25 protein-coding genes, 1 pseudogene and 1 riboswitch are annotated in these 25,034 nt (G+C 76.6%); of the genes and pseudogenes, 13 read left to right on the forward strand and 13 right to left on the reverse strand.

Features of this window, described 5'->3' with window-relative positions:
* Positions 1 to 2: 2 nt before the first annotated feature.
* On the reverse strand, positions 3 to 182 hold the full coding sequence (locus LY71_RS20120; RefSeq protein ID WP_106281080.1) for a hypothetical protein: 180 nt from the start codon (positions 180 to 182) through the stop codon (positions 3 to 5).
* A gap of 87 nt (positions 183 to 269) precedes the next feature.
* Here LY71_RS20120 and LY71_RS20125 point away from each other — a divergent pair, with 87 nt between their 5' ends.
* Both LY71_RS20125 and LY71_RS20130 read left to right on the forward strand, forming a co-directional pair.
* The gene (locus LY71_RS20125) at positions 270 to 1,148 is read left to right on the forward strand and encodes a 3-methyladenine DNA glycosylase (RefSeq protein ID WP_106281082.1); all 879 of its coding nucleotides are present in this window, start codon (positions 270 to 272) and stop codon (positions 1,146 to 1,148) included.
* 49 nt (positions 1,149 to 1,197) lie between these two features.
* A complete protein-coding gene (locus tag LY71_RS20130; RefSeq protein WP_106281084.1) occupies positions 1,198 to 2,028 on the forward strand; it encodes a tyrosine-protein phosphatase in 831 nt (276 codons plus the stop codon).
* A gap of 50 nt (positions 2,029 to 2,078) precedes the next feature.
* Here LY71_RS20130 and LY71_RS20135 read toward each other — a convergent pair whose 3' ends face one another.
* The 3 genes from LY71_RS20135 to LY71_RS20140 all read right to left on the reverse strand — a co-directional run bounded on the left by LY71_RS20135 (position 2,079) and on the right by LY71_RS20140 (position 6,564).
* Positions 2,079 to 4,202 (reverse strand): diguanylate cyclase domain-containing protein, encoded by a 2,124-nt coding sequence (locus LY71_RS20135; protein ID WP_106281086.1) that lies wholly within the window; start codon positions 4,200 to 4,202, stop codon positions 2,079 to 2,081.
* A 347-nt stretch (positions 4,203 to 4,549) separates the two neighbouring features.
* Complete coding sequence (locus LY71_RS23610) at positions 4,550 to 4,696, reverse strand: hypothetical protein (RefSeq protein ID WP_169064729.1); 147 nt, start codon at positions 4,694 to 4,696, stop codon at positions 4,550 to 4,552.
* 158 nt (positions 4,697 to 4,854) lie between these two features.
* A complete protein-coding gene (locus LY71_RS20140) occupies positions 4,855 to 6,564 on the reverse strand; it encodes a putative PEP-binding protein (protein ID WP_106281088.1) in 1,710 nt (569 codons plus the stop codon).
* A 201-nt stretch (positions 6,565 to 6,765) separates the two neighbouring features.
* Here LY71_RS20140 and LY71_RS20145 point away from each other — a divergent pair, with 201 nt between their 5' ends.
* The 4 genes from LY71_RS20145 to LY71_RS20160 are packed head-to-tail and all read left to right on the forward strand — an operon-like array spanning position 6,766 to position 11,052.
* A complete protein-coding gene (locus LY71_RS20145; protein ID WP_106281090.1) occupies positions 6,766 to 7,533 on the forward strand; it encodes a DeoR/GlpR family DNA-binding transcription regulator in 768 nt (255 codons plus the stop codon).
* Complete coding sequence (locus tag LY71_RS20150) at positions 7,530 to 8,567, forward strand: 1-phosphofructokinase family hexose kinase (RefSeq protein WP_106281092.1); 1,038 nt, start codon at positions 7,530 to 7,532, stop codon at positions 8,565 to 8,567. Before LY71_RS20145 ends, LY71_RS20150 begins: the two co-directional genes overlap by 4 nt.
* A gap of 18 nt (positions 8,568 to 8,585) precedes the next feature.
* Entirely contained in the window at positions 8,586 to 10,736 is a 2,151-nt protein-coding gene (locus tag LY71_RS20155; protein ID WP_106281094.1) for a PTS fructose transporter subunit IIABC, read from the forward strand.
* Between the two features lie 55 nt (positions 10,737 to 10,791).
* Positions 10,792 to 11,052, forward strand: coding sequence for an HPr family phosphocarrier protein (locus LY71_RS20160; RefSeq protein ID WP_091116973.1), 261 nt, complete (start codon positions 10,792 to 10,794; stop codon positions 11,050 to 11,052).
* 143 nt (positions 11,053 to 11,195) lie between these two features.
* Here LY71_RS20160 and LY71_RS20165 read toward each other — a convergent pair whose 3' ends face one another.
* Positions 11,196 to 11,663 (reverse strand): SRPBCC family protein, encoded by a 468-nt coding sequence (locus LY71_RS20165; RefSeq protein ID WP_106281096.1) that lies wholly within the window; start codon positions 11,661 to 11,663, stop codon positions 11,196 to 11,198.
* Between the two features lie 183 nt (positions 11,664 to 11,846).
* Between LY71_RS20165 and LY71_RS20170 the strand changes: the two genes are divergently transcribed.
* A complete protein-coding gene (locus LY71_RS20170; RefSeq protein ID WP_106281098.1) occupies positions 11,847 to 13,043 on the forward strand; it encodes an FAD-dependent oxidoreductase in 1,197 nt (398 codons plus the stop codon).
* Between the two features lie 48 nt (positions 13,044 to 13,091).
* On the opposite strand, the gene LY71_RS20175 is transcribed toward LY71_RS20170, so the two are convergent.
* From LY71_RS20175 to pdhA, 3 genes are read right to left on the reverse strand one after another with little or no spacing between them, the layout of a single operon-like run.
* Entirely contained in the window at positions 13,092 to 14,597 is a 1,506-nt protein-coding gene (locus tag LY71_RS20175) for a dihydrolipoamide acetyltransferase family protein (protein WP_106281100.1), read from the reverse strand.
* A gap of 4 nt (positions 14,598 to 14,601) precedes the next feature.
* Positions 14,602 to 15,579 carry an alpha-ketoacid dehydrogenase subunit beta gene (locus LY71_RS20180; protein ID WP_211297451.1) on the reverse strand — a complete coding sequence of 326 codons (978 nt, stop codon included), beginning with the start codon at positions 15,577 to 15,579 and terminating at the stop codon, positions 14,602 to 14,604.
* Positions 15,579 to 16,718 (reverse strand): pyruvate dehydrogenase (acetyl-transferring) E1 component subunit alpha, encoded by a 1,140-nt coding sequence (gene pdhA / locus LY71_RS20185; RefSeq protein WP_106281102.1) that lies wholly within the window; start codon positions 16,716 to 16,718, stop codon positions 15,579 to 15,581. The genes LY71_RS20180 and pdhA overlap by 1 nt, the downstream gene beginning before the upstream one ends.
* 218 nt (positions 16,719 to 16,936) lie before the next feature.
* On the opposite strand from pdhA, the gene LY71_RS20190 reads away from it, so the two are divergent.
* Complete coding sequence (locus LY71_RS20190; RefSeq protein ID WP_106281104.1) at positions 16,937 to 17,434, forward strand: Lrp/AsnC family transcriptional regulator; 498 nt, start codon at positions 16,937 to 16,939, stop codon at positions 17,432 to 17,434.
* Between the two features lie 29 nt (positions 17,435 to 17,463).
* Positions 17,464 to 18,540 carry a M42 family metallopeptidase gene (locus tag LY71_RS20195; protein WP_106281107.1) on the forward strand — a complete coding sequence of 359 codons (1,077 nt, stop codon included), beginning with the start codon at positions 17,464 to 17,466 and terminating at the stop codon, positions 18,538 to 18,540.
* Here LY71_RS20195 and LY71_RS20200 read toward each other — a convergent pair.
* Positions 18,530 to 18,784, reverse strand: a complete 255-nt coding sequence (locus LY71_RS20200; protein WP_106281109.1) for a DUF3253 domain-containing protein — start codon at positions 18,782 to 18,784, stop codon at positions 18,530 to 18,532. The genes LY71_RS20195 and LY71_RS20200 overlap by 11 nt on opposite strands.
* A gap of 54 nt (positions 18,785 to 18,838) precedes the next feature.
* On the opposite strand from LY71_RS20200, the gene LY71_RS20205 reads away from it, so the two are divergent.
* Positions 18,839 to 19,357 carry a hypothetical protein gene (locus tag LY71_RS20205; protein ID WP_106281254.1) on the forward strand — a complete coding sequence of 173 codons (519 nt, stop codon included), beginning with the start codon at positions 18,839 to 18,841 and terminating at the stop codon, positions 19,355 to 19,357.
* 51 nt (positions 19,358 to 19,408) lie between these two features.
* Here LY71_RS20205 and LY71_RS20210 read toward each other — a convergent pair whose 3' ends face one another.
* The 3 genes from LY71_RS20210 to LY71_RS20220 form a co-directional block, all read right to left on the reverse strand.
* Positions 19,409 to 20,062 (reverse strand): maleylpyruvate isomerase family mycothiol-dependent enzyme, encoded by a 654-nt coding sequence (locus LY71_RS20210; RefSeq protein ID WP_245888131.1) that lies wholly within the window; start codon positions 20,060 to 20,062, stop codon positions 19,409 to 19,411.
* A 71-nt stretch (positions 20,063 to 20,133) separates the two neighbouring features.
* Entirely contained in the window at positions 20,134 to 21,468 is a 1,335-nt protein-coding gene (locus tag LY71_RS20215) for a serine hydrolase domain-containing protein (protein WP_106281111.1), read from the reverse strand.
* Between the two features lie 15 nt (positions 21,469 to 21,483).
* Positions 21,484 to 21,801 carry a DUF3817 domain-containing protein gene (locus tag LY71_RS20220; protein ID WP_106281113.1) on the reverse strand — a complete coding sequence of 106 codons (318 nt, stop codon included), beginning with the start codon at positions 21,799 to 21,801 and terminating at the stop codon, positions 21,484 to 21,486.
* A 103-nt stretch (positions 21,802 to 21,904) separates the two neighbouring features.
* Here LY71_RS20220 and LY71_RS20225 point away from each other — a divergent pair, with 103 nt between their 5' ends.
* Positions 21,905 to 22,462 carry a hypothetical protein gene (locus tag LY71_RS20225; RefSeq protein WP_146146196.1) on the forward strand — a complete coding sequence of 186 codons (558 nt, stop codon included), beginning with the start codon at positions 21,905 to 21,907 and terminating at the stop codon, positions 22,460 to 22,462.
* Here the strand turns inward: LY71_RS20225 and LY71_RS20230 are convergent.
* Positions 22,459 to 23,595 carry a C40 family peptidase gene (locus LY71_RS20230; protein ID WP_245888134.1) on the reverse strand — a complete coding sequence of 379 codons (1,137 nt, stop codon included), beginning with the start codon at positions 23,593 to 23,595 and terminating at the stop codon, positions 22,459 to 22,461. The two genes, LY71_RS20225 and LY71_RS20230, sit on opposite strands and share 4 nt — an antisense overlap.
* A gap of 10 nt (positions 23,596 to 23,605) precedes the next feature.
* A riboswitch (cyclic di-AMP (ydaO/yuaA leader) is annotated at positions 23,606 to 23,739 on the reverse strand.
* A gap of 187 nt (positions 23,740 to 23,926) precedes the next feature.
* Here LY71_RS20230 and LY71_RS20235 point away from each other — a divergent pair.
* Both LY71_RS20235 and LY71_RS24305 read left to right on the forward strand, forming a co-directional pair.
* On the forward strand, positions 23,927 to 24,151 hold the full coding sequence (locus tag LY71_RS20235) for a hypothetical protein (RefSeq protein WP_091363445.1): 225 nt from the start codon (positions 23,927 to 23,929) through the stop codon (positions 24,149 to 24,151).
* Positions 24,152 to 24,258: 107 nt separating this feature from the next.
* Positions 24,259 to 25,026, forward strand: a pseudogene (locus tag LY71_RS24305) (YhjD/YihY/BrkB family envelope integrity protein); the annotation flags it as partial.
* Between the last annotated feature and the right edge of the window lie 8 nt (positions 25,027 to 25,034).

Here is a 25,034-nt window from a genome sequence, read left to right on the forward strand (position 1 = left end):
CCTCAGCCCAGGAAGCCCGGCGGCACGATCGAGTCCCAGGACTGCCGGCGCCGCCCGCAGCGCCGGCAGACCTGCTGGTCGGGGCCCCTCAGCCGTTCGTCCTCGGGGTGGCGCTGCACCCAGGCGTGTGCGCCCAGGCGGCACAGCAGGGGCTTCGGGGTGGTCCGCGCGTCGCCGGCCATGGCGATCGCCTCCCTGGTCGGAGACCTCCAGGCTGGCACCGTCCCGTCCGCGGCCGGAGGGGCGGAGGACCCTCCTACCCTGGTCCGGTGACCGCCGTGCTGCCCCACCTGTCCGCGGCGGAGTGGACGGCGCGGGCGGCGGCGCACGACGCGCGGGTCGAGCGGTGGACGGCGCCGCACCGCGAGCGCCGGCGCCGCGGCGAGAGCCACCCGGTGCTGGACTTCCTGTTCACCTACTACTCCGAGACGCCGAGCCGGCTCCGCCGCTGGCACCCCGGGCCCGGCGTCGCGCTGGCGCCGTCCGCCGACGGGCCGGCACCGCACGCGGCCTGGCGCTGGTACGCCACCGGCGACGACGGCGCGGTGCGGCTCGACGCCGGCGCCTTCCTGGCCGACCGCGGGCCGACCGTGCGCTTCGTGCGGGACCTGCTCGCCGCCACCGCGTCGCGGCCGCCGCAGACCGGCTGCTTCGGGCTGCACGAGTGGGCGATGGTCTACCGCGCCGACGAGCGCCGGCACGCCGTCCCGCTGCGCCTGGGGCGGGCCGGCACCGACGCCGTCGTGGACTCCGCCACCATCCGGTGCAGCCACCACGACGCGTTCCGCTTCTTCACCCCGGAGGCCGTCGGGCTCAACCGGCTGCGGCCGACGCGGGAGACGCAGGTCGCGACGGAGCAGCCCGGCTGCCTGCACGCGACGATGGACCTCTACAAGTGGGCGTACAAGCTCTCCCCCGCCGTCCCCGGCGAGCTGCTGGCCGACTGCTTCGCGCTCGCCGTCGAGGTGCGCGAGCTGGACATGCGCGCCTCGCCCTACGACCTCGCCGACCGCGGCTACGCACCGGTGCGGATCGAGACGCCGGAGGGCCGTGCCGAGTACGCGGCCGCCCAGCGCGCCTTCGCCGGCCGCGCCGCCCCGCTGCGGCAGCGCCTGGTCGACCTCTGCGACGAGCTGCTCGGCTCCTGACCCTCCGGCGTCCCCGGGGCCGGCCGCGACGACGCCGTACGGTCGGGACGTGACCTCCGCACGCTCCGACCGCTGGCTGCGGCTCGACGGCACCACGAACACCCGGGACCTCGGCGGCCTGCCCACCACCGACGGCGGGACGACGGCGTTCGGCCGGGTGCTGCGCAGCGACAACCTGCAGACGCTCAGCGACGACGACGTCCGCCGGCTGGTCGGCGAGCTGCGGCTGCGCGACGTGGTCGACCTGCGCACCACCGCCGAGGTGCTGCTCGAGGGCCGCGGCCCGCTGCGGTCGGTCGAGGACGTCACCCACCGGCACTTCACGCTGCTGCCCGAGCGGGGCCGGCACACCGACGTGTTCGCCGTCGAGGAGGACGAGCTGCCCGACCTGCCGGCCGACTGGGTGGAGACGGTGCTGCCGCGGCAGACCACCGAGGCCGACGAGGTCGAGCCGCCCGCGGTGCGCGCCTACCTCGGCTACCTGCACCACCGGCCGGAGAACGTGGTCGCGGCCCTGCGCGCGCTGGCCGACGGCGACGGGGACGGCGCCGCGGTCGTGCACTGCGCGGCGGGCAAGGACCGCACCGGGGTGGTCGTCATGTTCGCGCTCGCGGTCGCCGGCGTGCCCGACGAGGAGATCGTGGCCGACTACGCGATGACCGCCGAGGTGATCGACGACCTGGTGGCGAAGCTCCGCGCGTCGCCGACGTACGCCGAGGACATGTCCCGGCGCGACGTGGCCAGCCACACGCCCCGCGCGGAGACGATGCGGCGGGTGCTCGAGCTGCTGCACGAGCGGCACGGCGGCCCGGTGGGCTGGCTGGACGCGCACGGCTTCGGCGCCCGCGAGCAGGCGGTGCTGCGCGCCCGGCTGCGCTGAGCCGCCCGGGTGCGCCGACCTGCCCGGGTGCGCCGGGCCCGCGCTCCGGGTCAGCCGGCCTGACGTGGCGTGGGCGTCGGCGGGCGGTCGCGGTGCTTGTGCCGGTACATCGCGGCGTCGGCGTCGCGCAGCAGCTGCTCGGCGACGGCCGCCACCTCGATGACCCGGCCGCTGTGCACCGCCACGCCGGTGCTGGTGCCGACCTCGACGGGGGTGCCGTCGAGCCGGAAGGGCTCGGTGAAGGCCTCGTCCACCCGGGCCACCACGCTGCCGGCGTCGGTGGGGCTGCCCAGCCGCGGCAGCAGCACGGCGAACTCGTCGCCGCTGAGCCGGCCGACCGTGTCGCCGGGGCGCACCGCGGCGCGCAGCCGGGCCGAGACCTGGCGCAGCAGCTCGTCGCCGGCGGCGTGGCCGAGGGTGTCGTTGACCGCCTTGAACCGGTCGAGGTCGCAGAACAGGACGCCCACCGCGCCGCCGTCCGGGGCCGCGGCGAGGGCGGCGGCCAGGCGCTCGCGGAACAGCACCCGGTTGGGCAGCCCGGTCAGCGCGTCGTGGGTGGCCTGGTGGCGGACGGTCTCGAGCAGCCGGGCCTTCTGCAGCGCGGTCGAGGCCTGGTCGCCAACACCGCGCAGGCGCGCCAGCACGTCGCGGTCGGGACCGTCCCCGAGCTCACCGGCGGTCCAGCTGGCGGTGACGACCCCGAGGAAGGTGGAGCCGGCCAGCAGCGGCACGGCGACGGCGCTGTGCAGGTCCAGGGAGCCCAGCAGCGTCCGGAGCAGTCCGCTGCTGCGCGTGGTGTCGAGGACCCGCGGCTCACGGTCGGAGAGCATGCCGAACAGCTCGGGCACGTCCCCGGCGTGCAGCGTGGTGGTGCGCAGCACGATCTCCGCCTCGGGGGGCAGCCCGGCGCAGGCGGTGGTCCGCAGCGACGCGCTCGCCGGGTCCCAGAGCATGACGCCGGAGCTGCCGCAGCCGACGACCCGGGGCAGCGCGTCGGCGACCACGGCGCACACCTCGTCGGCGTCGGCGGCCAGGGCCAGCCGGTGGGCGAGGTCGAGCAGCGCGCCGGCCCGGCGGGCCTCCGAGCGGCTGTCCTCCAGCGCCATGACCAGGTCGAGGGCGGCGGCGGCGTGGCCGGCGTAGGCGGCGAGCATGGCCCGCTCGTCGCCGAGGCCGCCGTCGCCGGGGCGGTGCAGCGCGGCCAGCCGGCCGTGGGTGCGCCGGGCGGAGGCGACGTCGACGGTGACCGCGCCGGGGCCGAGGTCCTCCCCGGCGAGCAGCCGCGCGGTGAGGCCGGGGACCTCGTCGGCGGGCAGGCCGGCGCTGTGCACCAGCGGGGCGCCGCCGCCGGGTGCGGACACGGCGAGCAGGTAGGCGGGCGCGAGGACCGCGGCCGCGGCGCGCTCGACGATGCGGGCCAGGACCGACTCGAGGTCCCCGCCGTCGACCAGGTCGGTGGCCGCCGACTGCAGGCTGCGGACCTGCTCGCGCAGCGCCGTCAGCTCGGGGTCGGCCGACACCGAGCGCCGGCCCCACGGCCGGCGGGACCGCCGGTCCCAGGAGAGGTGGTAGACGCACGCGTCGTAGCCGGAGGACTCGCACTCCTCGTGCACGACCCGCGCGGGGGCCAGCCCGAAGATCGTGGGGATCATCGCGATCAGGCCGCGGGCGTAGTCGCAGTCGAGGCGCGAGTGCACGTAGCCGTCGTGCAGCTCGTAGCGCAGCGTCGCCGAGGTGGCACCGACCTCGAGCACGGTCATCGTCGAGGTGGTGCTGAAGTTGGCGACCGCCTTGGGCAGCCGCTGGAAGACCTGGCGCGGGGAGCCCATCGCGCGCACGAGCACCACGACGGCCGGGGCCATGCCGGTGCGCAGCGACTCGGCGCCCATGCGGAACATCGCGGTGGGGTCGCCGAGGACCTCGGTGGCGGCGGTGAACAGCCGGATCCGGGTGTCGTAGCTGGTCCAGGTCGAGGGCTGGGTGAGCTCCTCGGCGGTGAAGGGCACCTGCGCCCGGCGCAGCACCTCCTGCACCGCGTCCTCGCCGAGCTCCTGGCGGACGAAGGTGAGGACCAGTCCCGTGGTCGCCCCGGACGTCTCCCGCGCCTCGGCGGTGGCTGCTGCGGGCTCCGGTCGGCCGGGTCCGGGTCGTACCTCCGGACGTCCTCCACTCATGCCAGCTGCATCGGCACCGCCCGTTTTCGGGTTGAGCCGCCCGACCCGAAGGGGGGACGCCGCGCGACGATCAGGTGACCTGGTCATCGCGTGTCCTACCCGACCGTGGGCGGTCAGGTCGGACGCGCTGCGGTGCGGGAGGACGCGCTGCGGTCAGGTCGGACGCGCTGCGGTGCGGGAGGACGGCGGCCGCGCGGGCCCCGGACAGGGCTCGGCCCCGGACCGCAGGTGCGGGCCGGGGCCGTGAGACGGGCCGTCAGGCCGGCCGCTCCGGGGAGCGGAGAACGGTCCCGCTGCAGGGTCCCGCACCGAGCGCCAGCGAGGTGTGGGGGCAGCGGGGTCCTCGTTCAGACGCGCGGCGTCCAGGCGCTGTTGGCCATGGTGAGCAGCTCGTCGCGCATCGCCGGGCTGCTGCTGCGGGCGAGGGCCCGGTCGAGGGCGCGCCGCGTCCGAGCCGCCTGCCGACGCTGCCGCCAGGTGGTCCCGCTGTTCATGTCCGTCGTCTCCTCTGCAGGTACTTCCGGTGGGTGCACCAGTAGTAAAGCAGGCAGAGCGACGGATATTCCGACGATGCTGAGGTCGCGTCGGTCACCTCCCGACGATCGTTCACCCTGAGGGGTGAGGTCGGCCACCGCGGCCGACCCCCGACCCCTCAGCCCCGGACGAGGACGGCGCGCGCGGCGGCCCGGCCGACGCGCGGGTCGTCGGCGGCCAGCGCGGCCGCGGCGGCCTCCTGGCAGGCGGCCAGGTCCACCGTGGCCAGCCGGGCGCCGACGCCGGCGACGGCCGGGGCGGCGCAGGACAGCGAGGTCACGCCGAGACCGACGAGGACGCAGGCCAGCAGCGGGTCGGCAGCCGCCTCGCCGCAGACCCCCACCGGCTTGCCGGCCCGGCGCCCGGCGGCCGCGGCGGCCTCGACCAGCGTCAGCAGCGCCGGCTGCCACGGGTCGGTGAGGTCGGCGAGGTCGGCGGAGAGCCGGTCGGCGGCCAGCGCGTACTGCGAGAGGTCGTTGGTGCCGATCGACAGGAAGTCGACGTGCTGCAGCACGCGGTCGGCGAGCAGCGCCGCCGAGGGCACCTCGACCATGACGCCGGGCACCAGGCCGCGGGCGCGCACCCGGGCGGCGAAGTCGGCGGCCTCCCCCACCGTGGCGACCATCGGCGCCATGACCCACGGCGAGGCGCCGGTGCGCCGCGCGGCCTCGGCCACCGCGTCGAGCTGGCGGTCGAGCAGGCCCGGGTCGCGGCGGGCCACCCGCAGGCCGCGGACACCCAGGGCGGGGTTGGCCTCCTCGGGCGGCGTGGCGAACTCCAGCGGCTTGTCCGAGCCGGCGTCGAGGGTGCGCAGGACGACGCGGCGGCCCGCGGCGGCCTCGAACACGGCGGCGTAGCCGCGGGCCTGCTCCTCCACCGTCGGCTCGGCGGCGCGGCCGAGGAAGGCGAGCTCGGTGCGGAACAGGCCGACGCCCTCGGCGTGCGCGGCGACGGCCAGGCGGGTGCCCTCGCCGTCCTGGACGTTGGCCAGCACCGGCACCGGGACGCCGTCGCGCGTGGTGGCCGGGCCGGTGTAGCCGGCCAGTGCCGCGGCGGCCCGGCGCGCGGCCTCCAGCTGCCCGGCGGCCGCCTCCGGGTCGGGGTCGACCGTGACGGTGCCCTCGTCGGCGTCGAGCAGCACGGTGGCACCGGCGGGCACCGCGTCCAGGCCCTCGACGGCGACGACCAGGGGCAGGTTCAGCTGGCGGGCGATGATCGCGGTGTGGCTGGTCGTGCCGCCCAGCCGGGTGGCCAGGCCGACGATCCGCGCCGGGTCCAGGCCCGCGGTGTCGGCGGGGGCCAGGTCGTCGGCCAGCAGCACCGAGGGCACCTCGGGCGCGGGCACCCCGGGCTCGCCCTGGCCGGTCAGCTCGGCGACGACCCGGTCCCGGACGTCGCGGACGTCGGTGACCCGCTCGGCCATGACCCCGCCGAGGGAGGTGAACACGTCGACGAACTGCTGCGCGGCCTGGACGGTGGCCACCGTGGCGGGCACGCCGGCGGCGATCCGCTGCTCGACCGCGCCGAGCAGGCCGCGGTCGCGCGCCAGCCCCGCGGTGGCCGAGAGGACCTCGGCGGTCATCCCGGTCGCGGCCGCGGCGCGCTCGGCGAGCCGGCCGGCCACGGTCTCGGCGGCGGCGGTGAAGCGCGCCTTCTCCTCGGCACGCGCGGACTCCGGCAGCTCCTCGAACGTCTCGGCGGGGAGCTGGACGGCGCCCGCGGGACGCACCACCGGGCCGAGGACGACACCGGGGACGACCGGGGTGCCGGTGAGGACGCCGGATGCGGAGCGGTTCGTGCTCGGGGCGCTCTGGGTGGTGGAGGACATGCGCACCTTCTCAGGTCGGAGGAGCCGTGCAGGGCTGGACGCCGTCGTCCGTCGGTGACCAGACTCACGAATCGGTGTTGACTTGTCAACGGAAGCAACGTAGAACAACAGCAACACAGACCTGAACCCACACGTTCGGGCACCGTTCCGGAACCTCCGTGACCCCACGGCCGCCGGACGACGAGGTGAGGAGGTGGGCCGGTGTACGCGGAGGAGCGCCAGCAGGCGATCGCCACGCTGGTCACCGAGCAGGGCCGGATCGCGGTGACCGCCGTGGCCGAGCAGTTCGGGGTGACCACCGAGACGGTGCGCCGCGACCTCGCCGTCCTCGAGCGGACCGGGGTGCTGCGCCGGGTGCACGGCGGCGCCGTCCCGGCCGGGGCGCTGACCCTGGTGGAGACGGCGCTGGGCGAGCGGCACACCACCCACGCCGAGGCCAAGCGCAAGATCGCCGCCGCGGCGCTGGACCTGCTGCCCGGCCCGGGCGGCAGCCTGCTGCTCGACGGCGGCAGCTCCACGGCCGCGCTGGCCGAGGTGCTGCCCGCCGACCGCAACCTCTTCGTGGCCACCAACTCGGTGCCGATCTCCGCCCGGCTGGCCACCGCCCCGGGGCTGACGCTGCACGTGCTCGGCGGCCGGGTCCGCGGGCTCACCCAGACCGCCGTCGGCGAGACGCCGGTGCGAGCGCTGGCCGAGCTGCGCGTCGACGTCGCCTTCCTCGGCGCCAACGGCATCACCCCCGGGCACGGGCTGACCACCCCCGACGAGGCCGAGGCCTCGGTCAAGCGGGCGATGGTGCGCGCCGGGCAGCGGGTGGTGGTCCTCGCCGACGCCAGCAAGCTCGGCCGCGAGCACCTCGTCCGCTTCGCCGCCCTCGACGACGTCGACGTCGTGGTGACCGACAGCGGCGCCGACCCGGCGGTCGTCGGCCGGCTCGAGGACGCCGGCGTCGAGGTCGTGGTCGCGTGAGCGGCGGCCGCGTCGTCACGCTGACGGCCAACCCCAGCCTCGACCGCACCCTCGTCCTGCCCGGCCCGCTGGCCCGCGGCGGGGTCGTCCGGCTGGGCACCAGTTCCACCGAGCCCGGCGGCAAGGGCGTCAACGTGGCCCGCGTGCTGGCCGCGGCCGGCGCCGACGTCACCGCCGTCGTCCCCGCCGAGGACGCCGACCCGCTGGTCACCGCGCTGCGGGTCCTCCGCCTGCCGCTGGTCACCGTGGGCACCGGCGCCCCGGTGCGCACCAACTACACGCTCACCGAGCCCGACGGCACGACCACCAAGCTCAACGAGCCGGGCACTCCCCTCGACGCCGGCACCCGGGCCGCGCTGACCACGGCCCTGGCGGCGGCCGCCGAGGGTGCGGCGTGGGTGGTCCTCTCCGGCTCGCTGCCACCGGACACACCGACCGACTGGTACGCCGACCTGGTGCGCGCCGTCCGCGGCACCGGCGCGCGGGTCGCCGTCGACACCTCCGAGGCGCCGCTGCTGGCCCTGCTCGCGGCCGGCCCCGACGCCGCGCCCGACCTGGTCAAGCCCAACGCCGAGGAGCTGGCGCAGGTGGCCGGCACCACCGAGGCCGCACTGCTCGCCGACCCCGCCGCCCTGTCGGCGGCGGTACGGGCCCTGCACGACGGCGGCATCGCCGAGGTGCTGCTGACCCTCGGGGGCGACGGCGCCACGCTGTCGACCTCCGGCGGCGAGGTCTGGTCGGCCCGGCCGCCGCGGATCACCGTCCGCAGCACGGTCGGCGCCGGCGACTCCAGCCTGGCCGGGCACGTGCTCGCCGACCTCGCCGGCGCCCCCGCCGCCGAGCGGCTGCGCCGCGCGGTCGCCACCGGCGCGGCCGCCGCCGCGCTGCCCGGCTCCGCGCTCCCCACGCCCGACCAGGTGGACCTGGCCGGCGTGTCCGTACAGCCCGGTCTGCCCGGGTCCGTCCCACCCGCAGCACCCGCAGCACCGCCCGCACAGCAGCCCGTCCCGGCCGCCGGCCGGGACGTCCCCTGACGCCCCGGAAGGTCCGTCATGTCCGCACTCATCACCCCCGAGCTGGTCGTCCTCGACACCGACCTCGGCTCCGACAAGGCCACGGTGGTCCGCCGGCTGGCCGGCCTGGTGGCCGACGCCGGCCGGGCGACGGGCGCCGAGGCGCTCGCCGGTGACGCGCTGGCCCGCGAGGCCCAGGCGGCCACCGGACTGCCCGGCGGCATCGCCATCCCGCACTGCCGCTCGGCGGCCGTGACGCAGGCCTCGCTGGCGTTCGGCCGGCTGAGCCCGGGCGTCGACTTCGGCGCCGCCGACGGCCCGGCCGACCTGGTCTTCCTCATCGCCGCGCCGGCGGCCGGCGACGCCGACCACCTCACGCTGCTGTCCGCGCTGGCCCGCGCCCTGGTGCGGCCGGACTTCGTCGCCGCGCTGCGGGCCGCCGCCACCCCGGCCGACGTCGTCGCCCTCGTCGAGGAGGTCGTCTCCCCGCAGCCGGCCACCGGCGCCAGCGCGGCCACCTCGGTCCCGGCCCCGGCCACCTCGCCGGCCGCCACGCAGGCCGCTGCGGCCCCGGCGTCCACCGGCGGGCAGGCCCCGGCCCGCCGCCGGCTGGTCGCGGTCAGCGCCTGCCCGACCGGCATCGCGCACACCTACATGGCCGCCGACAAGCTCACCGCGGCCGCCCAGGACGCCGGCGTCGACCTCGTCGTCGAGACCCAGGGCTCCTCGGGCGCCACGCCGCTGGACCCGGCGGTCATCCGCGACGCCGACGCGGTGATCTTCGCCGTCGACGTGGGCGTCCGGGACCGTGACCGGTTCGCCGGCAAGCCGGTGGTCCAGTCAGGCACCAAGCGGGCCATCAACGAGCCCGACGTGATGATCCGCGAGGCGCTGGCCGCCGCCGACGACCCGAACGCCCGCCGGGTGCCCGGCTCGGGCACGGCCGGGGAGCCCGCCGCCGCCACCTCCGGCGCCCGCCCCTCCACCGCCGCGGAGATCCGCCGGTGGCTGCTGACCGGCGTCAGCTACATGATCCCGTTCGTCGCGGCCGGTGGTCTGCTCATCGCGCTGGGCTTCCTCTTCGGCGGCTACCAGATCGTCAACGCCAACCCCGACGTCGAGGGCCAGAACTACGCGCTGAGCTGGGTGCTGAACAACTCGTTCTTCGACCTGCCGACGGCCTCCGGCGTGGAGGGTCTCAACGACGGCTTCTGGGGCTACCTCGGCGCGGTCTGCACCGTGCTGGGCCAGGCCGCCTTCGGGTTCCTGGTGCCCGCGCTGGCCGGCTACATCGCCTACGCGATCGCCGACCGCCCGGGCATCGCGCCCGGCTTCGTCATCGGCGCGGTCTCGGTCAGCGTCGGCGCCGGCTTCATCGGCGGCCTGGTGGGCGGCATCCTCGCCGGCCTGGTGGCCCGCTGGATCGCCTCCTGGAAGCTGCCCGCCGGCGTCCGCGGCCTGCAGCCGGTCGTGATCATCCCGCTGCTGGCGACGTTCATCTCCAGCGGGATCATGGTCGCGGTGCTCGGCCGCCCGCTGGCCGCCGCCCTCGAGGGCCTGGGCAACTGGCTCAACGGCCTCAGCGGCACCTCGGCGGTCCTGCTCGGGATCATCCTCGGCCTGATGATGTGCTTCGACCTCGGCGGCCCGATCAACAAGGCGGCCTACCTGTTCGCCACCGCCGGCCTGGCCTCGCAGACCAGCGGCTCGCTGGTGATCATGGCCACGGTCATGGCGGCCGGCATGGTCCCGCCGCTGGCGATGGCGCTGTCCACCGCGATCCGGCCGAAGCTCTACACCCCGGCCGAGCGGGACAACGGCAAGGCCGCGTGGCTGTTGGGCCTGTCCTTCATCTCCGAGGGCGCCATCCCGTTCGCCGCGGCCGACCCGCTGCGGGTCATCCCGTCGATGATGCTCGGGGGTGCCACCACCGGCGCGATCGTCGCGGCCAGCGGCGTCGAGCTGCGGGCCCCGCACGGCGGCATCTTCGTGTTCTTCGCGATGAACAACGTGCTGGTCTTCGTCCTGGCCCTCGTCGCGGGCACCGTGGTCGGCGGCCTGGCGGTCACCATCGCCAAGAGCATCGGCCGCAGCAAGGCCGAGGCCGGGGTCCCGGAGGACGCCGTCGACCTGGCCCACGCCCACAACGCCACCCCGGCGTCCGGCGTCAGCGCGCCCGCTCGCGCCTGAGCGGGCAGGCTGGACCCGGCACCGGAACCCACTCCACCAGAAGCGAGGACGACGAATGCCCAGCCAGACCGTCACCGTCGGCTCCCGGGTCGGCCTGCACGCCCGCCCGGCCGCGCTCATCGCCGAGGCGGTGGGCAAGGCCGGCGTCCCGGTCACCCTGGCCACCCCCGGCGGCGCGCCGGTCGACGCCGGGTCGCCGCTGATGATCATGACCCTCGGCGCCCAGAAGGGCACCGAGGTGACCGTCACCAGCGACGACCAGTCCGTCGTCGACCAGATCGCCGGCCTGGTCGCGCAGGACCTGGACGCCGAGTAGGAGAAGGACCCTCCTGCCCCCCGCCGCTCGCAGGCTCGCAGCGGGACCCTGCAGGAGGGCCACCACCAACGACGGCGCCCGTCCCCTCGCTCGAGGGGACGGGCGCCGTCGTCCGTGTGCGGTCCTGCTGCTGCGGACCCGGCTCAGGGCTGGTCGGGGCGGGAGACGTCGCCGCGCCAGGCGCCGGTCTCGGTGCCGCGGCTCTCGATGAACTCCTTGAACCGCTTGGCGTCGGCCTTGACCTGGCGGTCGTCGAAGCCGAGCGCGGCGCCGGCCTTCTCCACGATCCCGGTGGGCTCCCAGTCGATCTGGATCATCACGCGGGTCTTGGTGTCGTCGAGGCGGTGGAAGGTGACCACACCGGCGTGCTTGGCGTCGCCGCTGGTGCTGGTCCAGGCCACCCGCTCCTCGGGGTGCTGCTCGGTGATCTCGGCGTCGAACTCGCGCTTGACGCCGTCGATGTTGGTGACCCAGTGGGTGCGCGTGTCGTCGAGCTGGGTGATCCGCTCGACACCACCCATGAACTGGGGGAAGGACTCGAACTGGGTCCACTGGTCGTAGGCGACCCGGATCGGGACGTCGACGTCGACGGACTCCTGCACGCTGGCCACGGGACACGCTCCTCTGGCTCGGGGTTCTCGGTGCGGACCCGGTCGCCCTACCCCCGCCCCCGCGCGGGGACACGTCCGATCCGTGCAGGCCGGCGCACCGTCGGCACCGCCACGGACGGCGGCGGAGGAGCAGACTCCGGCTGTCGGAGGACCTCGCGGCCGCGCGTCGGGAGCGGAGGACGGATGACCGGGGAGCGCACGGCGACGGTGGTCGGCGGCGGGATCGCCGGCCTGGCCGCGGCGGCCTCGCTGGTGCGGGCCGGCTGGCAGGTGACCGTCCTGGAACGGGCCCCGGAGTTCGGTGAGGTCGGTGCGGGCCTCGCCGTCACCCGCAACGGCATGGCCGCGCTGGACGCCCTCGGCATCGGCGACCGGGTCCGCGGCCTCGGGCACGAGACGTTCGCCGCGGGTACCCAGGACCGGCACGGCCGCTGGCTGCTCCGGCTGCCCGACCCGCGGGGCGACCCGGGATCGGCCAACCGCGCCTGGGGCGTGCACCGGCAGCGGCTGCACGGCGCGCTCCTGGCCGCCGCGGCGGACGCCGACCTGGTCACCGGCGCCCCGGTCCTGCGCGTGCGCCCCGGAGAACCCGGCGGGGAGCCGGCCGCCGTCACCTGGCGCGACGACGGGGGCGAGCACACCCGGACGGCGGACCTCCTGGTCGCCGCCGACGGCATCCGCAGCACCGTGCGGGCGCAGCTGTTCCCCGGCGCCCGGGTGGCCTACGGCGGCGGGACCAGCTGGCGTGCCGTCGTCGAGCGGCCCGGGGGGACCGGCGAGGGGTTCCTGGCGCTCTGGGGGCCGGGTGCGGAGTTCGGCACGGTGCCGATCAGCGACACGGAGGTCTACTGGTACGGCTACGTCCACTCCCCCGCCGGGGTGCGCTTCGACGACGAGCTGGCCGCGGCCGTCGAGCACTTCTCCGGTTGGTCCCCCCACGTGCGCTCCGTGCTGGCGGCCACGCGACCGGACCGGCTCATGCGGCACGACGTCCACCACCTGCCCGGCGGGCTGCCCGGCTACGTCCGCGGGCGGACGGTCGTCATCGGGGACGCCGCCCACGCCATGCTGCCGACGATGGGCCAGGGTGCCAACACCTCGCTGGAGGACGGCGTCTGCGTGGGGCGCCTGGTCGCCGGGCCGGTCGCCGCCGGCGCCCCCCTCGCCGGGGCGCTGGCCGCCTTCGACCGGGCCCGCCGGCCGCGGTGCCGGCGGATCGCCCGCCGGTCGCTGCAGACGGCGCGCCTCGGCGCGCACCTGGGCGGCGGCTGGCGGCAGGCGGCGCGCGACGCCGTCCTGCGGCGTGTGCCGGCCGGGCTCCTGGTCGAGGCCGGCACGACGGCGCTGCGCTGGACCCCGCCGGCGACCACGGCGCCGTGACCCCGTCCTGAGCGGACCGGGAGTCGGGCGCCGTGGTCGCCGGGGGACTCAGAAGGCCAGCGCCGTCCCGGGGTCGGACAGCAGCGCGCCGACGTCGGCGAGGAACCGGGAGCCCAGCTCGCCGTCGACGATGCGGTGGTCGAACGACAGGGCCAGCTGGGTGACCTGCCGCACCCGCACCTTCCCCTTGTGCACCCACGGCATCTCGCGCACCGCGCCGAAGGCCAGGATCGCCGACTCGCCGGGGTTGAGGATCGGCGTCCCGGTGTCGACGCCGAACACCCCGACGTTGGTGATGGTGATGGTGCCGCCGGCCATGTCGCCCGGCGCCGTCCGCCCGGCCCGCGCCGTCTCGGTCAGCTCGGCCAGCGCGGTCGCGAGCTCGGGCAGCGAGAGCCGGCCGGCGTCCTTCACGTTCGGGACGACCAGCCCGCGCGGGGTGGCCGCGGCGATGCCCAGGTTGACCTGCCCGTGGACGACGATCTCCTGCGCGGCCTCGTCCCACGAGCTGTTGACCATCGGGTGTCGGCGCGCGGCCAGCAGCAGCGCCTTGGCCACGAACAGCAGCGGGCTGACCTTGACCCCGGCGAACTCCGGGCGGGCGGCGATCCGCTGCCGGAGCTTCATCATCCGGGTGACGTCGACGGTCAGGAACTCCGTGACGTGCGGCGCGGTGAAGGCGCTGGCCACCATCGCCGCCGCCGTCGCCTTGCGCACGCCCTTGACCGGGATGCGCTCGCCCGCGGCGGCCGCCGCGACCGGCGCGGGTGCAGCGGCAGCCGGGGCGGCGACGGGCGCGGGCCCGGCCGCCGCGGCGGTGACGTCCTCGCGGGTGATGACCCCGCCGGCGCCGCTGCCGGTCAGCGCGGCGAGGTCGACGCCGAGGTCCTTGGCCAGCTTGCGCACCGGCGGCTTGGCCAGCGGGCGCAGCCGGCCGCGGCCCGGGGCGGCCCCGAGCGCGGTGGCGGCCTCCTCGGCCGCGGCGTGCGCCTCGGCCTGCCGCCCGACCTCCAGGCCGCCGTGGCGCACCGGCTTGACGGTCATGTCGGGGGCGGTGGCCAGCAGCGGCGGCCGGTCGTGGCCCCCGGAGCCGTAGTCGGCACCGGGCGTCGCCGCCGGCCGCGCGGGCGGCGGGCCCCCGCGGCGCGGGCGGCGGCGGGCCTCGGTGGTGCGCGGCCCGTAGCCGACGAGCACCGCCGTCCGGCCCCCGGGCGCCGCGCCGCCGATCAGCCCGGCAGCGGGCTCCTCGGACCCGTCGGTCCCGGCGCCGGCCGCCGCCGGTGCCGGGACCGGGGCGGGAGCCGGTGCGTCGGCGCCGTCGTCGATGGTGATGATCGGCGTGCCGACGTCGACGGTCGTGCCCGCCTCGAACAGCAGCTCGGTCACCGTGCCTGCGTAGGGCGAAGGCAGCTCGACGGCGGCCTTGGCGGTCTCCACCTCGCACAGCGGCTGGTTGACCGTGACCGTGTCGCCCACCGCGACGAGCCACTGCAGGATCTCGCCGTCGGTGAGGCCCTCGCCCACGTCGGGCAGCTTGAACTGGCGCAGCGTCATCGCCTCAGAACCCCATCGCGCGGTCGACGGCGTCGAGCACCCGGTCGAGGTCGGGGAGGTACTCCTCCTCGAGCTTCGACGGCGGGTAGGGCGTGTCGTAGCCGCCCACCCGCAGCACCGGCGCCTCCAGGGAGTGGAAGCACGTCTCGGTCACCCGGGCGGCGATCTCCGCGCCCAGGCCCAGGGTCACCGGCGCCTCGTGGACGACGACGCAGCGCCCGGTGCGCCGGACGGAGTCGAACACCAGGTCGAGGTCGAGCGGGCTGATCGTGCGCAGGTCGACCACCTCCAGCGAGCGGCCCTCCTCGGCGGCGGCCTCGGCGGCCTGCAGCGCCGTCTTCACCATCGGGCCGTAGGCGAGCACCGTGACGTCGTCCCCGCCGCGGACCACCCGCGAGGCGAACAGCGGACCGGGCGTGGCGCCGGTGTCGACCTCGGCCTTCTCCCAGTACCGCCGCTTGGGCTCGAGGAAGACGATCGGGTCGGGGGAGGCGATGGCCTGCTGGATGCCCCAGTAGGCGTCGATCGGGTTGCTGACCGCGACCACCTTCAGGCCCGGCGTGTGCGCGAAGTAGGCCTCGGGGCTCTCGCTGTGGTGCTCGACCGCGCCGATGCCGCCGCCGAAGGGGATGCGGATGACGATCGGCATCGCCAGCCGGCCCCGGGAGCGGGCGTGGATCTTGGCCACCTGGGTGACGATCTGGTTGTAGGCGGGGAAGACGAACCCGTCGAACTGGATCTCGCACACCGGCCGGTAGCCGCGCATGGCCAGGCCGACGGCGGTGCCGAGGATGCCGGCCTCGGCCAGCGGGGTGTCGACGACGCGGTCCTCGCCGAAGTCCTTCTGCAGGCCGTCGGTGATCCGGAAGACCCCGCCGAGCCGGCCGATGTCCTCGCCCATGAGCACGACCTTCGCGTCGTCCTCCATGGCGCGGCGCAGGCCCAGGTTGAGGGCCTTGCCGATGGTGAGCGTCTCGGCCATCAGTGCTCGCTCCCCTCGAAGGAGGCCTGGTAGGCCTCGAACTGCGCCTGCTGCGCGGCCAGGGGCGGCGTCTGCTCGGCGTAGACCTGGTCGAACATCGCCGTGCCCGGCGGGTCGGGCATCTCCACGGTGCCCGTGCGGATCCGCTTGGCCAGCTCGTCGGCCTCGGCCTCGACCGAGTCGAAGAAGGCGGCGTCGGCGACGCCGCTGCGCGACAGGTGGGCCTTGACCCGGGCGATCGGGTCGCGCAGCTTCCACTCCTCCAGCTCGCTGGCCAGCCGGTAGCGCGTGGGGTCGTCGGAGGTCGTGTGCGCGCCCATCCGGTAGGTGAACGCCTCGATGAACGTCGGCCCCTGGCCCTCGCGGGCGGCGGCGAGCGCCGCGCGGGTGACGGCCAGGACGGCGAGGACGTCGTTGCCGTCGACGCGGACGCCGGGGAAGCCGAAGCCGGCCGCCCGCTGGTAGAGCGGCACCCGGGTCTGGCGCTCGAGCGGCACGCTGATCGCGTACTGGTTGTTCTGGCAGAAGAACACGACGGGGGCGGAGAAGCTGGCCGCCCAGATCATCGCCTCGTTGACCTCGCCCTGGCTGGTGGCGCCGTCGCCGAGGAAGGCCAGCGCGGCGTGCTCCGCGCCGTCGCGCTGCAGGCCCATGGCGTAGCCGGTGGCGTGCAGGCACTGGGCGCCGATGACGACGGTGTAGAGGTTGAAGGCCGTCGCGACCGGGTCCCAGCCGCCGTTGTCGACGCCGCGGAACAGGCTGATGACGTGCAGCGGGTCGACGCCGCGGGTCCAGGCCACGCCGTGCTCGCGGTAGGTGGGGAAGGCGACGTCGCCGTCCTGCAGCGCGCGGCCGGCGCCGATCTGGGCGGCCTCCTGGCCCAGCAGCGAGGCCCAGATGCCCAGCTCGCCCTGCCGCTGCAACGCGGTCGCCTCGACGTCCCACCGGCGGACCAGCACCAGGTCCCGGTAGAGGTCGCGCAGTTCCTCGGCCGAGACGTCGATCGAGTAGTCGGGGTGCTCGACCCGCTCGCCCTCCGGCGTCAGCAGCTGCACGAGGTCGGGCTGCTCCGGGAGGTGGGGCGCTGCGGCCCCCGGTACGGGGTCGACCACCTCGGTGGTCGCGCTGGACACGCTCACGTGCTCCTCCTCGCCGTCGTCCGCGGGCCGCCGGGGTCACCGGTCGGGGCTCGCGGGGTGGGACGTCCTGCGGCGCCGGGGTGTGGCGCCACTCACACATCGTGGCACGGCCCGCGTGTGAGCGAGCACACCACCACCCGGTCGGGGTGCGCAAGCCCCGTCGCCCGACGTGCGCAGATTGTCGTCGGGGGATTGCGCCGGGGTGTCAGACTGACGCCGTGCCCGCGCCTCCGGACCGCCTGGACGCCACCGACGCGCGCCTCCTGCAGGCCCTCGGCGCCGACCCGCGCGCCACCGTGATGGCGCTGTCGCAGCAGCTGGGACTGGCCCGCAACACCGTGCAGGCCCGGCTGGCGCGGCTGGAGGCCGGCGGCCTGCTGGCGCCCTTCGACTCCCGGGTGCGCCCCGAGGCGCTGGGCTACCGGCTCTCGGCGTACGTCACCGTGCAGGTGGTGCAGCGCGGCCTGGAGGAGGTCGCCGCCGCGCTGGCCGCGCTACCCGAGGTGCTCGAGGTGACCGCGCTGTCGGGCGCGGCCGACCTGCTGGTGCGGGTCGTCGCCGTCGACGCCGACGACCTGTGGCGGCTGACCGAGCAGGTGCTCGCGCTGCCCGGCGTGCAGCGCACCGACACCGCGCTGGCGCTGCGCCGCTACGTCGACCACCGGATGGGCCCGCTGCTCGAGCGCGCGGCGGGCGGGGACCGGGCCGCCGACTAGGGCCTCCTGCGCCGGGTAGGGGTGGCGCCGTGCCCACACCCGCCCCCGACCTGCTCGACGAGCTGCTGCGCACCTACGGCCCCTGCGGCGAGGAGGGCGCCGTGCGCGACGTCGTCCGCCGCGAGCTCGAGCCGCTGGCCGACGAGGTGCACGTCGACCCGGCCGGCAACCTCGTCGCCCTCGTGCACGGGACGGACCGGTCCGCCCCGGCCGTCCGGGTGGCCGCCCACCTCGACGAGCTGTCGATGATCGTCAAGCGGGTCGAGCCCGACGGCACGCTGCGGGTCGACTCCCTCGGCGTGATGTACCCCGGCAACTTCGGGCTCGGGCCGGTCGCCGTCCTCGGCCGGCACCGGACGCTCACCGGCGTGCTCACCCTGGGCTCGGAGCACACCACGCCGGAGAGCGCGCGCATCTGGCAGACCAAGCCCGACGCCGGCGACCAGGCGATGGACTGGACGCACGTCTACGTCTTCACCGGGTGCACGGCCGACGACCTGGCCGCGGCCGGGGTGCACCCCGGCACGCGGGTGTGCGTGCACGCCGACAAGCGGGGCCTGACCCGCTTCGGCGACTTCGTCGGCTCCTACTTCCTCGACGACCGGGCCGCGCTCACCACCCTGGTGCTGGCGGCGCGGCTGCTGCGCGAGGACGGCGGCCGTCCGCCCGGCGACGTGTACCTCGTGGCGACGACGAGCGAGGAGATGGGCGGCATCGGGGCGGCCTACGCCAGCCGGACGCTGCCCGGCGACCTCACCGTCGCGCTCGACGTCGGCCCGGCCGAGGCCGAGTACCAGGTCACCGTGGACGGCGGGCCGGTGGTCGCCTACGCCGACGACGCGGTCGTCTACGACCGGGCGCTGGCCGACGCGCTGGTCGACCTCGGCGGCGAGCTCGGCCTGGACCCGCAGACGGCGGTGTGGCGGTCCTTCGACTCCGACGCCTCCCAGGCGATGGCCTCGGGGCAGGCGGCGCGGGCGGCCCTGCTGTCGCTGCCCACGCTGAGCACGCACGGCTACGAGGTGCTGCACACCGGGACCGTCAACCGCACCGCCCGGCTGCTGGCCGCCTTCCTCGCCCGGCCGGTCCCGCCGGTCAGCGGCTGACCCGGCGCACCCGCACCGGGCCGCGGGCGGCGGCGACGTCGACGACCGCGCCGCGCTGGGTGACCTCGACCGCGCCCGCCGCGGCCAGCCGGCCGGCCGCGGCGCGCGCCTCCGGCATCAGCGCGCGCCAGCCGTCCGGGTCGACCGCGCGGGCCGCCTCCGACGGGCAGATCGTCGCGCCCGCCGCACGGGCGTCGAGCAGCGCGGCGATCGCGCGCTCCAGGGCCGGGCCGGCGTCGTCCACTCCCCCAGGATGCGCCCGTTTGTCCTGGTGAGCGCGGCGGGTACCGCGGACGGCATGGCGAGACGCACCCCCGTGGGGACCTTCGGCAAGGGCCGTCGCGGCATCAGCACGACGGGCTGGGCACTGCGCGGGGCCGCGGCCGGGGCGGCCGGGACCACGGCGCTCAACGCCGTCACCTACCTCGACATGGTCGTCCGCGGCCGGGGCACCAGTTCGACGCCGGAGCAGACGGTGGAGGCGCTGGCCCAGAAGGCGCACGTGCCCATCCCCGGCGACGAGGAGCACCGGCAGAACCGGGTGCAGGGCCTCGGGCCGATCACCGGCCTGGTCGCCGGCGTGGGGGTCGGGGTGCTGATCGGGCTGGCCCGCGCCTCCGGCTTCCGCTCGCAGCCGCTGGTGGGCACGCTGCTCACCACGCTCGGGGTGCTGGTGGCCGCCAACGGCCCGATGACCGCGCTCGGGATCACCGACCCGCGCACCTGGTCGGCCACCGACTGGGCCAGCGACGTCGTGCCGCACCTGGCCTACGGCGCCGTCGTCAAGACCACGATGGACGCCTTCGACCGGCTGTGACCCGGGGCACTTCCGCGGAGGTGCCCGGTGCACATCCGCGGAAGTGCCCGCTCAGGCGGCGGCGAGCCGCCCGGCCAGGCGGGCGACACCCGGTCCCGTCAGCCCGGCCAGTCCGGCAGGCCGGCCCGCGACGGCCAGGACCAGGTCCGACAGCGGTCCCCGGACCTGGGGCCCCTCTCCCGTCGACCAGTCGGCGTCGGTGGCGACGAGCTGCAGCCCCGCCACCCGCCGGGGTCCGCCCATGAGCCGGTTCTCCGCGAGGTAGTGGAGGACCGGCAGGGCGACGTCGGGCGGCGTCCGGTGACGCCGCCCGAGCGGGCGCGCGATGTCCTGGGCGTGCACGACGACGTCCATGAGCGGGTCCATCGGACCGCTGAGCGGCATCCGGCGCGCGGACTCCGCGCTCTCACGCAGCTGCCGCACGAGCTCGGCCGGGGAGAACGCGGCGGAACGGCGGTGCGCCACGTCCACCGTCATCCGGTCGAAGCTGCCCCGGGCCCGCACCGCGTCGCGGACGACGGACGACAGGGTGGCGCGGGTGGTGACCGTCAGGTGGGCGACCACGTCGCGGACGGTCCACGCCGCGCAGAGCGACCGCGCCGACCAGCCGGCGTCGTCCAGCCCCTCCGCGAACTCCGCCACGGCCAGCCGCTCGGCCCGTACGGCGGCCTGGACCTGCTCCGGCTGCATGGTGCGCTGTGCCACGTGTCCTCCAAGAGTGCGTCGGTCCGGAGGAGACCCGGGCCGGGTGTCGGACTCATCGGTGCCCACCGCGATCAGGCGGGCGGGAGACCCCAGCCGGCCTCGTCGACGCCGCCGGGGACGGGGGCGGCGGGGTCGTAAGGGGTGCGCGTGAAGACGAAGGTGCCCACGTCGAGGTGGTCGGGGGCGATCCGCAGCGGCTCGCCCGCGTAGTAGCCGTCCAGGCCCACCCAGGTGCCGTCGCCGCGCCGGCAGAACCGGCTCGCGCGCCCCGGCCGCCCGGGCAGCGGCCCCAGGTGGAGCAGCCCGTCGGGCAGCGCGCGCAGCGCCACCGGCGCCGGTCCCCAGTACCAGATCCCCAGCTGCGCCGGCGGCACCGGTGACGGCGAGGGCCGCCAGGCCTCGACCACGCGCGGCTCGGCGGCGCGCAGGTCGGCCAGCAGGCCCGGGACGAGCACCTCCAGGCCGCTGGTGGTGTTGGCCAGCGAGACGCCGCCGGTGCCCTCCTCGCGGTCGACGAACACCCCGGCGAGGAAGCCGGGCATCGAGCCGCCGTGGCCGGTCAGCGTGCGCCCGTCGACCCGCAGCACCTGCAGGCCCAGGCCGTACGCCGACCACGCCGGCGAGGACGGGTCGACGCCGGCGGGCACCGCCATCTCCTCGAGCGTCGCCGGGGACAGCACGTCGCCGGTGTCGCCGAGCAGGAACACGGCGAAGCGGGCGAGGTCGGCCAGCGTCGCCCACAGCTGCCCGGCGGCGGCCATCACGCCGGCGTCGTGCTCGGGCTCGGGCAGCACGACGTCGGCCCACGGGTGCACCGCGTACCCCCGGGCGGCACGGCCGGAGGGGCGCGGCGTCGTCCGCGTCATGCCCAGCGGCGCGAGCACCTCGGCGGTGACGGCGTCCTCCCACGACCGGCCGCGCAGCCGGGCCACCAGCTCGCCGAGCAGGCCGAAGCCGAGGTTGGAGTAGTGGAACCGCCGGGCCTCCCCGAGGACGACGTGCTCGCCGGTCAGCCCGAGGTCGGCCAGCGAGCCGCCCGGGACGCGCTCCCACCAGCCGCCGGGGCTCTCGGCGGCCGCGCCGGCCAGGTGCGAGAGCAGCTGCCCGACGCTGCGGTCGCCGAACGGCGTGCCGGGCACGTGCCGGTCCAGCGGGTCGTCGAGCCCCAGCCGGCCCTCGTCGCGCAGCCGCATCACCGCGACGGCGGTGACCGTCTTGCTGATCGACCCGAGCCGGTGCTGGACGTCGGTGTGCGGCTCGGCCACGTCGCCGCGGCCGGCCGACCAGGCCAGCCCGCCGTCGCGGACCACCCCTGCCACCAGGCCGGGCGCGCGGCCGTCCCGCTGCGCGCGGGCGGTGCGGGCGAGCAGGGTGCGGGCGGTCGCGGGCAGCACGGGCTCGGCCATGCCGGGAACGGTAGGTCAGGCGCGCGCCGGCACCCGCAGCCGGCCGGTGCGCCCGGCCCAGCGCTCGAGGACCACCGTGGCCAGCGGCGGGATCGAGGCGGCCAGCGCGAGCAGCGTCGTCCACCGGGACCAGCCGAGCACCCGGGCGGCCACCAGCGCGACCAGGACGTAGGCGACGAACACCGCCCCGTGCACCGGCCCGAAGAACTGCACGCCCGCCTCCGAGGTCTGCGGCACGTACTTGACGTACATGCCGGCCAGCAGGCCGACCCAGGACAGGGCCTCGGCGACGGCGACGGCGCGGAAGGCGAGGACGACGGTGCGCGGGTTCATCGGGAGCGGGTCCTCCGGGGTCGGGCGGCTCTCCCCGGTGCAACGCCGGGCCGGCCACGGGTGTCCCGGCGCGCGGTGTGACCTGCGTGGCAGGGTCGCAGCCGTGCGAGGACTGGCCCGGCGCGAGTTCTGCCTGGTGCTGCTCCGCCGCATGGCCGACCTGCGGCCCGACCTCGTCGCCGCGGCGCTCCCCCGGCTGGGCGCCGACCGGGCCGCGGCGCACGCCGCGCACACCCGGTGGCAGGCGCTGCACCACTCCCCCCGCGCGCCGCGGGAGCTGGCCCTGCGCACCGCCGTCCTCGGCCCCGCCGAGACGGTGCGGGCGCACCGCCACGGCGACCTGGAGCTGGAGGTGCGGCACTGGCCGCTGCCGCTGTGGCCGCACCTGCGCTTCGAGGTGGTCACCGCCGCCGGCGGCGCGGTGCTGCACGAGCACCTGGTGCGGGCGCCGGGCTCCCCGGTGCCGCGGGCCGCGCCGGGCCGGCTGCGGGCCTGGGAGCACGTGGTCGCCGACGTCAGCGGCCTGCCGGGCGCGGTCGACGTCGACCCGGGGGTGCCGACCCGGTGGCAGGTCCGGCTGCCCTCGGGCGCCACCGCGGCCTTCGTCTGGGGGCTGCTGCAGGCGGTCCGGCCGCCGGGGGCCGGGAGCCCGGCCCGCTAGACGAGGCGGCGGGCGCCGACGTAGCCGCCCATCGAGTCGACGGTGGCGACCTTGACCACGTCCCCCGACGTCGGCGCGTGCACCATCTGGCCGTTGCCGATGTAGATGCCCACGTGGCTCACCGGGCTGTAGAAGAAGACCAGGTCACCGGGCTGCAGCTGGGAGCGGGAGACCGCGGTGCCCATCTTCGACTGCATGCTGCTGGAGTGCGGGAGGCTGATGCCGGCCGCCCGGTAGGCGTACTGGGTGAGGCCGGAGCAGTCGTAGGAGCCGGGGCCGGCGGCGGCCCAGACGTAGGGCTTGCCGCGCTGGGCCATGGCGGTGGCCACGACGGTCGAGGCGGCGCCGCTGTCGCCCGCCGGGACGGCGGTGGCGGGCTCGGCGGGGGCGGCCGCCGAGGACGAGGACGACGACGGCGCGCTGCTCTCGGCGGGGTCGGTGCGCTCCTCGTCGCGGCTGGCGCGGGCGTCCTCGGCGGCGTGCGCGGCCGCGGCGGCCTCGAGCGCGGCCCGCCGCTCCTCGGCGCTCAGCCGGGCGTAGTCGGCCTGGTAGTCGGCGATCTGGTCCTCGAGGTCGGCCTGCTGGGCGGCGACGTCGTCGTAGAGGCGCTGCGCCTCGGCGGCGGCCTCGGCGGCCTGCGTCTGCGCGGCAGTGGCGGTCTCGGTGGCGGCGGCGGCCTGGCCGAGCAGCTCGCCCTGGTAGCCGGCGACACCCTGCAGCAGGGTGACCCGGTTGACGAACTCGTCGGCGTCGGCGCTGGTCATCAGCGCCTGCAGCGAGCCCATGCTGTCGCCGGTGTAGGCGGAGCGGGCGATGCCGACGACCTGCCGGCGCGCGGTGTCGACGGCGGCCTGCGCCTGGGCGAGGGTCGCGGCGGCCCCCTCGGCGGCGGCCTGCTGGGCGGCCAGCGCCTCGCGCGCCTCGTTGAAGCGCTCGGTGACGACCTCGAGGTCGTGCCCGCGGGCGGCGACCAGCTCGGCGGCCGCGGCCGCACTGGTGGGCTCCTCGGCCGCGGCCGGCGTGGCGGCCAGTCCCAGGCCCAGGCCGAGGACGCCGGCGAGGGCGAGGGCGGCGCGGTGGCGCGACCGGCCGGTCGCGGGCAGGCCGGAGACACACGTGCGGGGGAACGCCACGGTCGGCGACTCTCCTTCTCCCAGGCCGCCTACCGGGTTAGCTGACGGGTTCGGGCGTGGAGTCGCCCGGCGCGCACGCGCGCTACACCCCGAGGACTGCGATGGGTCCCCGGCCCGGTGACCCGGAGGGGGCACCGGCTCGACGGCGTCCACGGGGTGTCACCCAGGTCAGTGACGGAGCGCCCCGTTGGACACACAGAGAGTAGGCATCGATACCCGGGCGTGACAATCCCCTCCGCGTGATCCATCTGTCGACACCCGGTGACGGCCGGCACAGGCCCGCCGCCGCGGCCCCGTTTGGGACGGGTCCGGGCCGAGCAGGAGTCGGGGCATGTCCTCCTCCACCCGGATGCGCCTCGCCCGGCCGCTCGTCGTGCTCGCCCTGCTCGGGTCCGTGGTCGCCTGCGGCGACAACACCGACTTCTCCCGGGGGCCGACGAACTGCGACTCGGCCGGGGAGAACGCCAGCAACGAGAACGACGCCAGCTGCCAGGAGACCGGCGAGAACCCGGGCAACGACGCGCCGACGACCGACGACGCGAACCCCGGCGGCTGAGCACCGCGTCCGGACCGGCGGCGGGCACGGGACCTCCCGGAGGGGTGCGTGAGCCGGTGAGCCCTGGGCGGACGTGGACGGCGGCGCGGCTCGGCGCCGAGGCGCGGGTGCTGCTGGGCAGCACCCGGCGCCAGCTCCGTGGCCGCGACCTGGCGCTGATCGCCGCGGGCCTGACCTTCTACGCCGGGATCGCGGTGGTCCCGCTGCTGCTGGTCGCCGTCCGGCTGACCGCGCTGGTCACCTCACCCGAGGAGGTGCGCGCGCTGACCGGGCGGCTCACCGAGCTCCTGCCGGCCCAGCTCGGGGCGCCGGAGGTGGTGGAGCGGCTGGTGGCCGTGGGCGTGCGGGTGGACCTGCTGGGGTTCCTGCTGGCCCTGCTGCCGATGTCGCTCTACGGCGAGGGCCTGCGCCGGGCGCTGCTGCGGTTCAGCCAGCGGGAGGAGACCCTCACCGCCTGGCGCGGGCGGCTGCTCGCGCTGCCGCTCGTCCTGTTCACCCCCGCGCTGCTCTACCCGCTGCTGCTGGCCGCCTCGGTGATGGCCGACCTCCTGCGGGAGGACGGCATCGCCGCGGGGCTCGGCCGGTTCGCCGTCGGGTACTACTCGGTGCTGTTCGTGCTCACCGTGCCGCTGCTCTGGGGGTTCGGCGTGGTGGCGGCGGGCCGGCACCGCCGTGGCGCCCTGGTCACCGGGGCGCTGTTCACCGCGGCCTGCCTGTCGGGCTTCCTGCAGGGGTTCGTGCTGTTCCTGTCCCTGCCGCTGGACCTGGGGGCGCCCTTCGGCGGCCTGGTGGCCGTCGGCGCGGTGGTCGCCGTCGCCCTGTGGATGTTCCTGCTGCACCTGGTGCTGCTCGGCGGGTGGCTGCTCACCCAGGCCCTCGACGA

This window comes from Geodermatophilus tzadiensis, assembly GCF_003002915.1.
Lineage (GTDB): Bacteria > Actinomycetota > Actinomycetes > Mycobacteriales > Geodermatophilaceae > Geodermatophilus > Geodermatophilus tzadiensis.